This is a genomic window from Ensifer sp. D2-11 (genome assembly GCF_054161295.1).
In genome coordinates this window covers 1716369-1730423 of record NZ_CP096434.1, presented here as the reverse complement: position 1 = coordinate 1730423, position 14055 = coordinate 1716369, and the positions used below count along the sequence as shown (strand labels likewise).

Below are 14055 nucleotides of genomic sequence, written 5' to 3'. Positions count from 1 at the left end.
CTTGATGACGGTGGAAAGGAAACGCCGTGTTCGCTTTCATTCTCAGACGCGCCGGCCAGAGCCTGATCGCGGTGATCGGACTTCTGGTGCTCGTCTTCTTCCTCTCGAGGCTTACCGGCGATCCGGCCTATCTCTATCTGCCGCTCGATTCTTCCGAAGCGCAGCGTCAGGCCTTCTCGGAGGCGCACGGCTTCAACGATCCTCTTGTCGTGCAATTCGGCCGTTACCTGGTCGATCTGGCCCGATTCGATTTCGGGGACGCGCTGAGCCGCAACCGGCCGGCCATGGAAGTCGCGCTCGAAGCCTTTCCGCAAACGCTGAAGCTCGCCGTGATCGCGATCGTTCTTTCTCTCTGTCTCGCCGTCGTCGTCGGGTCGCTTGCCGCGGCACGCCCGAACAGCCTGTTCGACAAGATCGCGAGCACCGCGTCGCTTGCGGGGGCCAGCGCGCCGGATTTCTGGGTTGCGATCGTGGCGATCCTTGTCTTCTCCGTCGGACTGGGCCTGCTTCCGACCTCCGGGACGGGGACGGCGCTGCATTGGATCATGCCGATCTTCGTTCTGACCCTCAGACCCTTCGGCCTGCTGGTCCAGGTCGTTCGCGGCACGATGATGGGTGCGCTTGCCTCGCCCTATGTGAAGACGGCGCGGGCCAAGGGCGTGAACCGGTCCCGGATCGTCTTCCGCCACGCCCTGCGCAACTCGCTGCTCCCGGTCATCACCGTCGCCGGCGACCTTGCCGCAAGCCTCGTCAACGGCGCCGTCGTCGTGGAAACCATCTTCGGCTGGCCGGGGATCGGCAAGCTCATGATCGACGCGATCGTGCGGCGCGACTTCGCGCTCATCCAGGCGACGGTGCTGGTGACGGCGATTGCCATTTTCGTTCTGAACATCGCGATAGACCTCGTCTATGCGCGGCTCGATCCACGCATAAGGTTTGAAACGAGATGAGCGCGACGGCCATGACGACTTCCGCCGATACCTCCGAGACGAAAGTCTCGCGTTTTCAGATACTGCGCCTCATCAGCCGGGACTGGCTGGCGCTCGCCGCCGTGATCTTCCTGCTGCTCGTGGTCGCGTGCGCCGTCTTCGGTCCGTGGCTGATGGGCGACCTCATCGATAAACCCAATTTCCGCGCCCGAAACATGGCGCCGTTCAGCCTGTCCCAGGGTTGGACTTACGTGCTCGGCGCCGACACGCTCGGCCGCAGCCTGCTCGCGCGGCTCGTGGTGGGCGCGCAGAACACGATCGGCATCGCGTTCTTTGCGGTGTTCTGCTCGGTCGTGATCGGCGGCATGCTCGGCTTGATCGCCGGCTATTCGCGAGGCGCCGCCGGCACGATGATCATGCGCGGTGCTGACATCGTGATGAGCTTTCCCTCGCTGCTTTTGGCGCTGATCGTCCTCTTCAGCCTTGGACCATCCGTCACCAATCTCATACTGGTGCTCGCGATCACCCGCGTGCCGATCTATCTGCGCACAACGCGTGCGGAAGTGCTCGAGGTGAGAGAGCGGATGTTCGTCAGCGCCGCCGTCGCGCTCGGCGCCAACCACACGCGCATCCTTTTCCGTCACATCGCGCCGATCGTGCTGCCGACGCTGGTCACGATCGGCGCCATCGACTTCGCAACCGTTGTTCTTGCCGAGTCGTCGCTGAGCTTTCTCGGCCTCGGCATCCAGGCGCCTGAGTTCACCTGGGGCGCCATGGTCGCCACCGGCCGCGGCTATCTCTCGACCGCCTGGTGGATCGCCTTCTGGCCCGGACTCGCGATCCTCTTGACGACGCTTTCGCTCAATATCCTGTCGAGCTGGTGGCGCACCTATGCCGATCCGCAGCAGCGCTGGCGGATCGAACTCGCCCGCTCCAAGAAGGGCATTCCGGAGAAACGCAAATGACCGGCCCACACCTCCTCGAGGTCAAGGATCTGACCGTGGATTTCCTGTCGCTCGGCGGTGCCTTCCGTGCGACGTGCGGGGTCAGCTTTCATGTCGACGCCGGCGAGACGCTCGTGATCCTGGGCGAGTCCGGCTCCGGCAAGTCGGTCAGCGCCAGTGCGATCATGGGGCTCATCGACACGCCTCCGGGCGATATCTGCGCCGGGTCGGTCGCCTATCGCGGACGCGATCTCTCCTCGCTTTCCGAGGGGGAGCGGCGGGACCTCAACGGCCGCAGGATCGCGATGATCTTCCAGGACCCGCTGTCGCATCTGAACCCCGTCTATACGATCGGCTGGCAGCTGGAGGAGGTCTTCACTGTCCACGGAGTGGCGAGCGGCGCCGAGGCTCGGCAGAGGGCCGTCGAGATATTGGGGCGGGTGGGCATCCCGGAGCCGGAGAAGCGCATCGATCAGTATCCGCACCAGTTTTCCGGCGGCCAGCGCCAGCGCATCATGATCGGCATGGCGATCGCGCTCAGGCCGGAAATCCTGATTGCCGACGAGCCGACGACGGCGCTCGACGTGAGCGTGCAGGCGCAGATCCTCGAGCTTTTGAAGAAGCTGCAGGCCGAAGACGGCCTTGCCATCATCATGATCACCCATGACCTCGAGGTGGCCGCGAACATGGCCGACCGGGTGATCGTCATGAAGTCCGGCCGCATCGTGGAGGAGGGCGAAGCCCGCGCCGTCTTCGAAAATCCCGCCCACAGCTATACGCGGACGTTGATCAACGCCCTCCCGCATGCCGATGATAGAGCGCCGCCGAGGCCGGCGAGGCCGGCCGGGAAACCGATCCTGGAAGTGAAGAACATCGACAAGTTCTATACGCTCTCGTCCGGGTTTTTTGCGAAGCCGGCGCGATTGCATGCGGTCAAGAACCTGAGCTTCGACGTCGCAGCCGGCGAGACGATCGGGATCGTCGGCGAGAGCGGCTCCGGCAAGTCGACCGTCGCACGCGTGCTTCTGGGCCTGAACGAGGCTTCCGGCGGCGAGGCGCTGTTTCACGGACGCGACGTCCTGAAGATGGACCGCAAGCAACTGCTGGCCTTCCGCCGGAAGGTGCAGATGGTGTTCCAGGACCCCTATAGTTCGATGAACCCGCGCATGACGGTGTTCGACATCGTCTCGGAGCCGTGGCGCATCCACAATGACATTCTGGAGAAGACGCGCTGGCCCGACCGTGTCACCGAATTGCTGGGGCTCGTCGGCCTGAACCCCGAGCACGCCAAACGCTATCCGCACCAGTTCTCAGGGGGCCAGCGGCAGCGCATCGCCATTGCCCGGGCGCTTGCCTGCGATCCGGAGCTCGTCGTCTGCGACGAGGCCGTCTCGGCGCTCGACGTCTCGGTGCAGGTGCAGGTCATCGACCTTCTGGCGGAATTGCGTGACCGGCTGGGCCTCGCCTACATCTTCATAACCCATGATCTGCCGATCGTTCGTCACTTTGCCGATCGCATCATCGTCATGAAGAGCGGCGAGATCGTCGAGCATGCGACGACGGAAGAGATCTTCCGCAATCCGCAACATGCCTATACGCGCCAGCTCATCAATGCGACTCCGAAGCCGAAGTGGCAGACAGCCGCCGACGCGGCATGAAGAAGATCGCCCTGCCTGCGGTCGTCGCAGGAGCCCTGTTGATGGGGGCAAATTCCCTGGTCGCGGCGATGGACGGCGTCATCGTGCGTTTCGTGGCCGGGGAGGTCCACCCGATCGGCATCGTCTTCTTCCGTAACCTTGCCAGCCTGATCGCGCTCTATCTGCTGCTGTGCCGCCGCGGCTTTCCGCTCGGCATCGCGCAATCCAGCGGGCGGGCGATGCATTTCTCCGTCCATGCGATCAGGGCCGTCATCAAGCTTCTTGCGCTCGTCGCGGCCTTCATTGCCGTCACCGAGATACCTTTGGCCTCCGCGACCGCGATCGCCTTCACCATGCCTCTCTTCGTCGCGCTCGGGTCGGTACTTTTCCTCGGTGAGCGGTTCTCGGCCGCCCGGGTCCTCAGCCTCGTTGCCGGCTTCGCCGGTATTCTGATCGTCGTCAGGCCGGGCGCCGCAACCTTCCAGTCAGGCGCGGCCTGGGCGCTGGCGTCAGCGGTCGGCCTCGCTATCGTCGCGCTGTTGATGAAGGTTTCGGCCGAGCGTGAGGACCCGCTCAGCATCGCCTGGCTGAACCTGCTCGTGACGGTCCCGGTGGCTTTCGTCATGGCTCTGCCTTTCTGGCAGACGCCTTCGCTGTTCAGCCTCGCGCTGATGACGCTGCAGGGCATCGGCGGCCTTTTCGCCCAGCTATCCTTCGCGAGGGCAATGAAGCTCGCCGACGCTTCGCTGCTGGTTATCGTGGATTTCATCCGGCTGCCGATCGCCCTCATCCTTGGCCTCGTGCTCTTCGGCGAGCCGATCCGGCTGGAGGTCGTGATCGGCGGAGCCATCATCCTCGGGGCGATCGCGTTGCTCTTCCACCGCGAGGGGAGGAGGCGAGGATAGGGGCGGGGCCGCGAGCGCGCAACGCAAGGAACGAATGCCCCTCCCCAACCCCTGCCCACAGGTGGGAGGGGCTAACCGGCCGTGGCCTCGTCGCCTCTCTGACCGTCGCTACAGTCTCAAGGTTCTGGGGAATGGCAATCGGGTGCAACGGGCGCCAGAGCCCCTCCCACCTGTGGGGAGGGGTTGGGGAGGGGTTCTTGCGAACGATCACGCGTTTCGGCTCTCGAAATGTTCCACCAATGCGGCAACCATGCTGTCGCCCATCTGTTGCCGCGTCTCGCGCGTACCGCTGCCCATGTGCGGCGACAGGACGACGCGCGGATCGGTGCGGAGCGCTTCCGGGACGAAAGGCTCCTTCTCGAAGACGTCGAGGGCCGCGCCGGCGATCCCGTTTCCGGCCAGCGCCGTGATGAGCGCCTGTTCGTCGACGATCGTGCCGCGCGAGACGTTCACCAAATAGCCTTCCGGGCCAAGGCTCGCGAGCACGGCGGCATTGACGAGGCCGATCGTCTCGGGACTCGCAGGACAGGTGACGATCAGGAGATCGGCCCAGGCCGCGAGCGCCTCGATGTCGTCGAAATACGGAAGGTCGACAGGCTTGCGTCTCGGGCCGTAATAGGCAGTCGGCGCTCCCATCACGCTCAGCCGGGCGGCGACCGCCGAGCCGATATGTCCAAGCCCGACGATCCCCGTCTTCATCGATCTCAGCGAGCGGCCGAGCGGGAAGGCGCTCCCGCCCCACTTGCCCTCGCGCACGAAATCGTGGCCGCGCATGAGGCCGCGCGTGGCCGAAATGCTCAGTGCAAGCGCAAGATCGGCGACATCCTCAGCAAGGATCTTCGACGTGTTGCGGACGACGACGCCACGGGCATGCGCGGTCTCGACATCGATGCCGTCGAGACCGGCGCTGTAGCTGGAGATGATCTCCAGCGCCGGCAGGCGGTCGAGCATGGCCGCATCGATATGGGCGTGCCTGACGGCGATGCCGCGAATACGCGCTCCGTACTCGGAAAGAAACGGCCCGATCGCCGAGGCATCCTTCGGCAGCCGGACGGTATTGAAGGTTTCCTTCAGTTCCAGATCGGTCTTTTCCGGCAGTTCGGCGGCCTGAAGGATGGTTATGTCCCGGAGCATCGTCATGCCTAGCGTCCCTTGGTCCGGCGCCAGGCTGCGAATTCCGTCTTCGTCTCATCCTTGGTGGCGGGATAGAGGCCGATGATGGAGCGGCCCTTCAGGACTTCCTCGGTGACGAAGTCTTCGAAGGCCGTCATCTCGACGGCTTCGGCGGCGATCTCGTCGGCAAGATGCGCGGGGACGACGACCACGCCTTCGCGATCCCCGACGACGACGTCTCCCGGCCAGACGGCGACGTCGCCGCAGCCGATCGGAACGTTGATGTCGAGCGCCTGGTGCAGCGTCAGGTTCGTCGGCGCGGAAGGACGGCTGTGATAGGCGGGGATGTCGAGCTCGCCGATTTCCGGGCTGTCCCGGAAACCGCCGTCGGTGACGACGCCGGCGACGCCGCGCACCATCAGCCGCGAAACCAGGATCGAACCCGCGGAAGCCGCCCGCGGATCCTTCCGGCTATCCATCACCATGACGAAACCGGGTGGGCACTTCTCCACGGCCGCGCGCTGCGGGTGTTCGGGATTTTGAAAGGCGGAAAGCTGGTTCAGGTCTTCTCGCGCCGGGATGTATCGAAGGGTAAAGGCCTGGCCGACCATGTTCTTCGCCTTCGGCGCGACCGGACGAACGTCCTGGATGAACTGGTTGCGCAGGCCGCGCTTGAAGAGGGCGGTGCACAAGGTGGCGCAGCTTACGCCTTCGAATTTCCTGCGTGTCTCGTCGGACAGAACATAGGTGGTCATGTTTCCTCCCTGGGAAGTTCGTGAAATCAGAAAATGTCGGGCTCGCCCACGGCTGTTCCGAAGGCGGTTTCGAGAAAGTCGAAGTCGCAGCCTTCATTGGCCTGCTTGATGTGCTGCGAGAACATCCAGCCATAGCCTCGTTCGTATTTGTCGGCGGGGCGCGTCCATGCGGCCCGCCGCATCGCCAATATCTCCTCGTCGACCAGCATGTCGATCGTCCGGTTCGGCACGTCGACGCGGATGATGTCTCCGGTCCTGACGAGCGAAAGGGGCCCGCCGACATGGGACTCCGGCGCCACGTGCAGGATGCAGGCGCCGTAGCTCGTCCCGCTCATGCGGGCGTCGGAGATGCGCAGCATATCGCGATAGCCCTGCTTCAGGATCTTTTTCGGGATCGGCAGCATACCCCATTCCGGCATGCCGGGCCCGCCCTTGGGCCCCGCATTTCTGAGGATGAGCACGTGGTCGGGCGTGACGTCGAGATCCTCGTCGTCGATGGCGGCCTTCATCTCCGGATAGCTGTCGAAGACGAGCGCCGGCCCCTCATGGACCCGCAGCCGCTCCTCGCAGGCGGACGGCTTCACGACGCAGCCATCCGGCGCCAGATTGCCCTTCAGGACGGCCAGCGAGCCTTCATGATAGATCGGGTTGGAAAGCGGCCGGATGACGTCGGAATTGTGCACCTCCGCCCCTTCGAGCGTCGCCCCCAACGGAAATCCGCTCACCGTCATCGCGTCGAGATGCAACAGCTCCTTCATCTCCGCCATCAGCGCGCGCAGGCCGCCGGCATAATAGAAATCCTCCATGAGGTACTGCTTGCCGGAAGGCCTGATATTGGCGATGACGGGCGTCGTGCGGCTGATCCCGTCGAGATCTTCGAGCGTCAGCGGCACCCCGGCCCGTCGCGCTATGGCGATGAGGTGCACCACGGCATTGGTCGAACAGCCGGTCGCCATTGCTACGGCACTCGCATTTGCGACCGACTTCTCGGTGATGATCTTCTCAGGTCCCAGCTTCTCGTGAACCATCTCGACGATCCGCCTGCCGCATCGCGTGCTCATACGGATGTGGTTGGCGTCGGCTGCGGGGATCGAGCTGGCGCCGGGAAGCGTCAAACCGAGCGACTCGGCGATCGCCGTCATCGTGCTTGCCGTTCCGAAGGTCATGCAATGGCCGTAGGAGCGGGCGATCCCCTCCTCCACGCCGATCCATTGCTCATCCGTTATCGTTCCCGCGCGGCGCTCGTCCCAATACTTCCATGCATCCGAGCCGGAGCCGAGATGCTCGCCCTTGTAGTGCCCGCGCAGCATCGGGCCGGCCGGCAGGAAGATCATCGGGAGGCCGGCGCTGATCGCACCCATGACGAGGGCAGGCGTGGTCTTGTCGCACCCGCCCATCAGTACGGCCCCGTCGATCGGGTGGCCGCGCAGCAATTCCTCCGCCTCCATGGCCAGGAAGTTTCGATAGAGCATCGTCGTCGGCTTGAGCGAGCTTTCCGAGAGCGACTGCACCGGCAGTTCGACGGGAAACCCGCCGGCCTGCAGCACGCCGCGTTTCACGTCGTCGATTCGGTGCTTGAAATGAGCGTGGCACGGATTGAGATCCGACCATGTGTTCAGGATGGCGATGATCGGCTTCTCGCCCCAGTCCTTGGCGTCGTAGCCCATCTGCATCAGGCGGGAGCGGTGACCGGAAGAGCGCAGGTCATCGGGGGCAAACCACCGTGCGCTACGAAGTGTGGATGTCATTGGCTTGGATATTCCCGACAGGTGGATCTTCCACGCGGATGTAGCATGGCGGGAAACAGGGTGCAATACACTAATGCATTAGTATAGATCTGGCGGGCCGGAAGCAGCCTCCAGTGCTCCGGCGACGTTCTAACTCAATGCGTCGTCAGCACCTTCACTCCGCCCCTCCGCTCCAGGACGTCGACCACGACCTGGGATCTCGACCGTCTCAGGGCTATGTCGACCATGCCCGAACCGACCCGCAGCCGTTTCAGCACGACCTCGTCCAGGAAGGGCGGGAGCGTCGGCTCGTTCAGGGTGACATGCATCCTGCCGGCATCGAAGCCGAGTCCGATCATCGACTGGAGCAGATAGAGGGGGGCAGCCGCCGCCCAGGCCTGCGGGACGCAGGAAACCGGATAGAAGGTCGGCCCGCGGGCGCGCTGGCGCGCGAAGCCGCAAAATAGCTCCGGCAGACGTCTGAGGTCGGTGTAGGTGGAGGCCGCGAACAGCCCTTCGAAGATGCTCGCCGCCTCGGCTTGAAAGCCGTAGCGCACGAAGCCTGCCGCGATCAGCGCATTGTCGTGCGGCCAGACGGAGCCGTTATGGTAGCTCATCGGATTGTAACGCGCCTCCGAGGCGGCGATCGTGCGCACGCCCCAGCCGCAGAAGGAGGATTGCGCCATCAGCGTCGACACTACCCTGCCGGCGCGCTCCGGCAGGGCGATGCCGGTGAAGAGCGCATGGCCTGCATTGGAGGAGCGGACGCGGCAGGGGTTCTTTTCCCCGTCGAGGGCCAGGGAATAGGTTCCAAGCTCATCGTCGAAAAAGGCCGTGTCGAACGGGATGCGCAGCTCTTCGGCCCGTCGTTCGAGCCTCAGCGCATCCTCGACATGGCCGAGCTTGCGCGACAGCCGCGCGGCCGCCTGCCAGGCGCCGAAGACATAGGCCTGTACCTCGGCGGTCGCGATCGGCCCCGAGGCCAGATTGCCCCCGGCATGGAAGATCGAATCGTGGCTGTCCTTCCAGCACTGGTTCACCAGGCCCTTTGCGGTGCGGCTTCCATATTCGACGAAGCCGTCGCCGTCGCGGTCGCCGAAACGGTCGATCCAGTCAAGCGCCGCCACCACGTTCGGCCAGAGGTTCCGCACGGTATCGAGATCGCCGGTGCGATCGAGATAGGCGCCGGCAAGCATGATGAAGAGAGGGGTCGAGTCGATGCTGCCGTAATAGCGCCGGAAGGGCACCTCGCCGAGTTCCGCCATTTCGCCGTAGCGCATCTCATGCAGGATCTTGCCCGGCTCCGCATCGGCGGCGGGGTCGAAATCGGTCGCCTGATTGGCGGCAAGATGCCTGAGCACGCCTTTCGCGATTTCCGGGTCCAGCCACAGTGTTTCGAGCGCGGTGATGAGCGCGTCGCGGCCGAAGACGGTGCTGAACCAGGGGATGCCGGCGTAAGGGTAGGGACCTTCGGGTGTCTCCGTAAGCAGCATGTAGAGGTCGGTGACGCTGCGTCTCACCGCCTCGTTGAACACGGCGTTGGAGGTCACGACCGCGGCGGCGCGCGAGGCGGAATAGCGCAACGCCCTCCTGGCATCGCGCAACGCCAGAAAGAAGGTGAAGGCCGGAGGGTGCGGATTGTCTTCGAGACTGTTGCAGACGATTTCGATGAATATCGATTGCGCCTGATGCGGTGCGAGCTCGACGACAAAGCTCGCCTCCCGTCCGGTGAGCCTCTGCGGCTCCGGATCGAAGCGGAGCGTCGTGCTGCGGGTCTGGCCGTCGAGGCCGTCATAGGCAAGCACGACCCGGCTGTTGCCGACCAGCGCGCTGTGATGGGTGCCGCGGCGCCGCCTGGGGGTGCCACGCACCTCGAAAAGGTCGGCGAAGTCGGCGGCGAAGGACAACTCGACCTGCAGCCTTCTAGGCACTTCATCGAAGTTTCGGAGGACCAGGCGTTCGTAGCAGGCCTCCTGCCAGAGGAACCGGGTACGCCGCACGTGAATGAGGTCATGCTTCAAGACCTCGCCACCGGGATCGAGCACGAGAGCCGGGTTGGTGAGATCGCAGTCGAGCGTGGCATTGTCGTCCCTGAGCGTGGAACTCAGCAACAGCGACCGGGCGCCGTTCAATGTCAGCACGAACTCCGACAGATGGCGGGTGTCGCGGTGGAAGATCCCCTCCGGATTGGAAGGAGAGGAAAAGGCATCGCCGTTGTGGTCGAACACTGCGAAGGTATCGCCGTGTTTCAGCGATCTGGAGCTTCGCTCGTAACGCGAGACCGCTGCGGGTCCCAGGTCGTCCGCAGATGTCACGTCGGGGGCGGCTTCGGCCGGCCCCCCGGAGAGATTGGTTCCCATCGGATCGGTCTCCGTTGCATCGGAGCAGGATGAGGGAGCTGCGTGCCGTTTTCCGCCCGCATCCCGCTCTCGCTCCTCGAGTAGATCACCATGCGTTCAGGTCGATCAGAACTCATCCGTGATCCGGTATCAGGCGACCCTGGCAGAGCCGGGGCCGGCACCGCTTTCGTTCGCCGCATGGATCGGCATGACCCTTTGGGCGCCGCCTGCCAGGGCGCGATAGAGATCCAGATAGTCATCTGCCATGCGTCGGGCGGTGAAGCGTCTGTCGAAGGTCGCCCGGACCGTGTGGCGATCGAGCCGGTCGAGATCGTGGACCGCCTTCACGGCCTCCTCCATGCTGTCGACGATGAAGCCGGACACGGCGTGGTCGATCACCTCCGGCACCGCGCCGCAGCGGAAGGCGACCACCGGCGTGCCGCAGGCCATCGCCTCGATCATCACCAGCCCGAATGGTTCGGGCCAATCGATCGGGAAGAGGAGGGCGCGTGCATTTCCGAGGAACTCGCCCTTCTGACATTCGTCGATTTCGCCGATGAATTCGACATTCGGATAGCGCCGGACAAGCGGCTCGATCTCGTTCAGCCAGTAGGCCTCGTCCGCTTTGTCGACCTTGGCGGCGATTTTCAGCGGCATGCCGACCCGGGCAGCGATTTCGATCGCGCGGTCGGGCCGCTTTTCGGGCGAGATGCGGCCAAGGAAGGCGAGATAATCGCCCCTCGGCTGGCCGGTGAAGGGAAGGACGTCAGGAGCCAAACCATGATGGACCGTCGCGACCCAATTGACCGGCGGCATCGGTTTTCGCTGGTCGTCGGAGATCGAAATCAGGGGAACATCCGGGAATGCGGCGTAGAAGGGCTGGAGATCGGGCAGATCGAGGCGGCCGTGCAGGGTCGTCACCGTCTTTCCTGCGAGGCTGCGAACGAGGGGAAAATGCAGGAGATCGATGTGGAAGTGCAGGACGTCGAAGCCGTTGGCCTGCCGGCGCACTTCCTCCAGCATCAGCATGTGATAGGGGATAGGATCCTGAACCGCAGGGTTCAATCTCAGCGCCATATCCGAGCAGGGGATGAGCCTTGCCGAGGTCATCGAGTCGCCGCTCGCGAAGAGCGTGACCTCATGGCCCTGCCGGACGAGCTCTTCCGTCAGGTGGTGAACGACGCGCTCGGTTCCGCCGTAGAGCTTCGGCGGGACACGTTCGAACAGCGGTGCGATCTGGGCTATCTTCATGAACGACGCTCCTTTGGATCGGGATGTCATGAAGCGTTGTGAGCCTCCATTGTGAACCTCCGGGGCCGGACAACATCTATGATCTAGTCGATGCGCCGTGCTCTTCAAGAGCAACGGCGAACCGACGCGACCGGATGATCACGGATCTGTTCTTTATGGAGGTGGGGGCTCAGGCCGCTCTTGCCGCCTCCACGAAAGCCGCGATCTTGTCGATATCCTTGCGAAAGCCGCCTCCGGGAAGCGGCTGGTTCGTGTGGGTGAGGGAATCGTCCGCCCAGGGGCGGACGGCTTCGATGGCCGCCTGAACGTTTTCCGGCTTGAATATGCTCTTCCTCAACGGTCAGGCCGCTGAACGGCACCTGGCAGATCGGCGCATCGGCGGACGCGCCGGAAGGCTTCGACCTCGGTTATTTCGCCTTCCCGCCTGAGAGGATGCGTTGCGGGCAGCCAAATAGCTACGGCCCTATGTGAAGAGCGGGCCGGCCAGCGATCTCATGCGGCAGCTACCACCTCGATCTCGACCAACCATTCCGGGACAAGGGTTTCGGCCACGATCGCAGTTGTCGGGATACGACGATTGCCCAAAGCCGCAATGCGGACATTCTGGTTCGCCTCGGCATAAGAGGCATCGCGCAAGTAGCTCGTCAACCGCACAATATTGTCGGTCGTCATGTTTGCTTCGGCGAGGATGCGCCGGATATTGGACCAGATCAGCGATAGCTGTTCTTCCAGGCTGTCTGGAGCCTTCCCTTCGGGATCAAGCCCCATAGTGCCACTGACAAACAGGAACCGTGCCGCGCCGCTCACCTCCATCGCATGCACATAGTCGTCGGTAGCTGGATAGATGCCGTCGCGCGGGTTCCGTGGAATCATCTGCATTCGGAGTGTCCTTTCGTCTGAGTCGGCAAGCATCAAGCCTCGGCGGGCGCATCGGCTAACGCCCGATAAAGGGTCGCACGATGCACACCCAAGAGCCGAGCGACCTCGGCCACCGGCTTTTCCTCGTCTTTGATGAGCTTCCGGGCGTTTTCGATCTGCGCGGCGGACAGGGCAGGGGAGGGACCGAACCGCACGCCTTCGCCGCGATCCGGCCGGCGCTGGTGCGCTCTACGATCAAGGACCGCTCGAAATCCGCGATCCCGGCGAACGCGGTCGACACCATGTGGCTACGCGCTGCCACGCTTCGAGGCTGTCGAACGCCATGAGGCTCATACCAGCTTGCCAGGGTGTTTCCCCCATGACGACGCTGGCGACACGCGGCGCGGCTAGGATTCGTCGTCGTCATGCTCGATCTCCGTCAAATCCCCGTCCCGCAAAGGTGCTTCGTAGTCTTGGCCGCCGTAATAGACGCCGATGATATTCACGGTGCCGTCCGCTACCTCAAACAGAATCGTCACACGCCGGCGAAACCCAAGCGTTCGCAAGCCTGGCCGAAGATCGTCGCGGCGCGTGCCTCGGTGCGGAAAGGTTTGCAGCTTCCCGCAATAGTCCACGATGGAATCGACATAGCGCGCCGCCACGGCGGGCGACGCTGCCCCGGAAAAATCGACTTCCAGCGTGGCGAGTTGGTCGCGAGCCTCCGGGGTGAAATGAACGGTGTGCGTCACGCCGGGTCAGATCGCTTACGCTTGCTGGCAAGATGCTGGCGTACCTGGTCAACGCTGAGCGCCCGGCTCGGGTTGGCCTTTAGCTTGTCGTAGGCGGCAACGCCTTCCGTGCGCAGCCAGCTTTCAAGGGCCTTGTCGCGCGCCTGCAAGGCGCGCAGCCCGTCGCGGATAACCTCGCTCTCGCTGGCATACTCGCCCGACGAAACCTTCGTCTTGACCATCTGTGCCATTTCATTCGGCAACGTGACGCTGAATTGTTGCGTGCTGCGCATGGGAATCTCCCGTTTCGGATCGTGCTAAGTAGGATTGAACACTACCACATGTAGACCGATCGGGAAACGCAGCAAACGGTCGGAGCGATCCTGCCTACATGATTGCACGCAAGCATGATGGCTTGGCAACTATTCCCCGCCCTCACGAACGACCGGGAAATTGTATTTGCGAAAAGCAGGAGCGCCTTGGCCACAAGCCGCTCCTGCGGAATCCGCTAACCCTTGTCGTCGCGCGTTCGAAAGCTGACTTCTTCCAGCGTTTCCCAATAGGCGGGCGGCAATTGGTGGGTTTTGGCTGTCTCGCCAGCCCGCGATAGCGGAATGTAGGTGCCGGCCGGCAGCGGGCTGGCAGCAGGCCGCTTCGGCTCTACCGGCGTGTCGGAAGCGGCCGGAGCTGCTGGCGCGGCCGCCGGCTGTTCGGCCGTCTTGATGGCGGTGTCGAGAATGCGCTTACGGAAGAAACGAAGGTGCTCTATGTCGAGGCGATCGCCGGAGTTGGCGCATGCGCGCGGCATCGTGGTGATCTGCGAATACCTTAGCGTCGCCGGCGGTCGGCCGCCCGCGTGATTTCGGGGT

15 protein-coding genes and 1 pseudogene are annotated in these 14055 nt (G+C 63.8%); 5 read left to right on the top strand and 11 right to left on the bottom strand.

Annotated features, from left to right (window positions below; translation table 11 throughout):
• Nucleotides 1-26 precede the first annotated feature (26 nt).
• From M1D34_RS25235 to M1D34_RS25220, 4 genes are read left to right on the top strand one after another with little or no spacing between them, the layout of a single operon-like run.
• Nucleotides 27-950 (top strand): ABC transporter permease, encoded by a 924-nt coding sequence (locus M1D34_RS25235; protein ID WP_003532182.1) that lies wholly within the window; start codon nucleotides 27-29, stop codon nucleotides 948-950.
• An 11-nt stretch (nucleotides 951-961) separates the two neighbouring features.
• Nucleotides 962-1894 (top strand): ABC transporter permease, encoded by a 933-nt coding sequence (locus M1D34_RS25230; RefSeq protein WP_498783051.1) that lies wholly within the window; start codon nucleotides 962-964, stop codon nucleotides 1892-1894.
• Nucleotides 1891-3531, top strand: coding sequence for an ABC transporter ATP-binding protein (locus M1D34_RS25225; protein ID WP_498783049.1), 1641 nt, complete (start codon nucleotides 1891-1893; stop codon nucleotides 3529-3531). The genes M1D34_RS25230 and M1D34_RS25225 overlap by 4 nt, the downstream gene beginning before the upstream one ends.
• Nucleotides 3528-4415 (top strand): DMT family transporter, encoded by an 888-nt coding sequence (locus M1D34_RS25220; protein ID WP_498783047.1) that lies wholly within the window; start codon nucleotides 3528-3530, stop codon nucleotides 4413-4415. The genes M1D34_RS25225 and M1D34_RS25220 overlap by 4 nt, the downstream gene beginning before the upstream one ends.
• A gap of 207 nt (nucleotides 4416-4622) precedes the next feature.
• Here M1D34_RS25220 and M1D34_RS25215 read toward each other — a convergent pair whose 3' ends face one another.
• The 8 genes and pseudogenes from M1D34_RS25215 to M1D34_RS25180 form a co-directional block, all read right to left on the bottom strand.
• A complete protein-coding gene (locus M1D34_RS25215; protein WP_498783045.1) occupies nucleotides 4623-5555 on the bottom strand; it encodes a 2-hydroxyacid dehydrogenase in 933 nt (310 codons plus the stop codon).
• A 2-nt stretch (nucleotides 5556-5557) separates the two neighbouring features.
• Nucleotides 5558-6283, bottom strand: coding sequence for a ribonuclease activity regulator RraA (locus M1D34_RS25210; RefSeq protein ID WP_010975034.1), 726 nt, complete (start codon nucleotides 6281-6283; stop codon nucleotides 5558-5560).
• A gap of 26 nt (nucleotides 6284-6309) precedes the next feature.
• On the bottom strand, nucleotides 6310-8031 hold the full coding sequence (gene araD / locus M1D34_RS25205; RefSeq protein ID WP_498783043.1) for an L-arabinonate dehydratase: 1722 nt from the start codon (nucleotides 8029-8031) through the stop codon (nucleotides 6310-6312).
• A gap of 134 nt (nucleotides 8032-8165) precedes the next feature.
• Nucleotides 8166-10370 (bottom strand): amylo-alpha-1,6-glucosidase, encoded by a 2205-nt coding sequence (locus tag M1D34_RS25200; RefSeq protein WP_498783041.1) that lies wholly within the window; start codon nucleotides 10368-10370, stop codon nucleotides 8166-8168.
• Between the two features lie 129 nt (nucleotides 10371-10499).
• Nucleotides 10500-11600: a glycosyltransferase family 4 protein gene (locus M1D34_RS25195; protein ID WP_127517186.1), complete on the bottom strand. Its 1101-nt coding sequence runs from the start codon at nucleotides 11598-11600 to the stop codon at nucleotides 10500-10502.
• Between the two features lie 169 nt (nucleotides 11601-11769).
• On the bottom strand, nucleotides 11770-11937 hold the full coding sequence (locus M1D34_RS25190; protein ID WP_014530842.1) for an N-(5'-phosphoribosyl)anthranilate isomerase: 168 nt from the start codon (nucleotides 11935-11937) through the stop codon (nucleotides 11770-11772).
• Nucleotides 11938-12092: 155 nt separating this feature from the next.
• The gene (locus M1D34_RS25185) at nucleotides 12093-12479 is read right to left on the bottom strand and encodes a RidA family protein (protein WP_498783038.1); all 387 of its coding nucleotides are present in this window, start codon (nucleotides 12477-12479) and stop codon (nucleotides 12093-12095) included.
• A 32-nt stretch (nucleotides 12480-12511) separates the two neighbouring features.
• Nucleotides 12512-12598: pseudogene (locus M1D34_RS25180) on the bottom strand (helix-turn-helix domain-containing protein); the annotation flags it as partial.
• Between M1D34_RS25180 and M1D34_RS25175 the strand changes: the two are divergent.
• Entirely contained in the window at nucleotides 12560-12805 is a 246-nt protein-coding gene (locus M1D34_RS25175; protein ID WP_498784379.1) for a hypothetical protein, read from the top strand. The pseudogene M1D34_RS25180 and the gene M1D34_RS25175 overlap by 39 nt on opposite strands.
• A gap of 60 nt (nucleotides 12806-12865) precedes the next feature.
• Here the strand turns inward: M1D34_RS25175 and M1D34_RS25170 are convergent, their stop codons facing one another.
• From M1D34_RS25170 to M1D34_RS25160, 3 genes are all read right to left on the bottom strand, one after another.
• Nucleotides 12866-13207, bottom strand: coding sequence for a type II toxin-antitoxin system RelE/ParE family toxin (locus M1D34_RS25170; protein WP_498783036.1), 342 nt, complete (start codon nucleotides 13205-13207; stop codon nucleotides 12866-12868).
• Entirely contained in the window at nucleotides 13204-13479 is a 276-nt protein-coding gene (locus tag M1D34_RS25165) for a type II toxin-antitoxin system ParD family antitoxin (RefSeq protein ID WP_003536795.1), read from the bottom strand. The genes M1D34_RS25170 and M1D34_RS25165 overlap by 4 nt, the downstream gene beginning before the upstream one ends.
• 215 nt (nucleotides 13480-13694) lie before the next feature.
• Nucleotides 13695-13994, bottom strand: coding sequence for a hypothetical protein (locus M1D34_RS25160; protein WP_498783034.1), 300 nt, complete (start codon nucleotides 13992-13994; stop codon nucleotides 13695-13697).
• Nucleotides 13995-14055 lie beyond the last annotated feature (61 nt).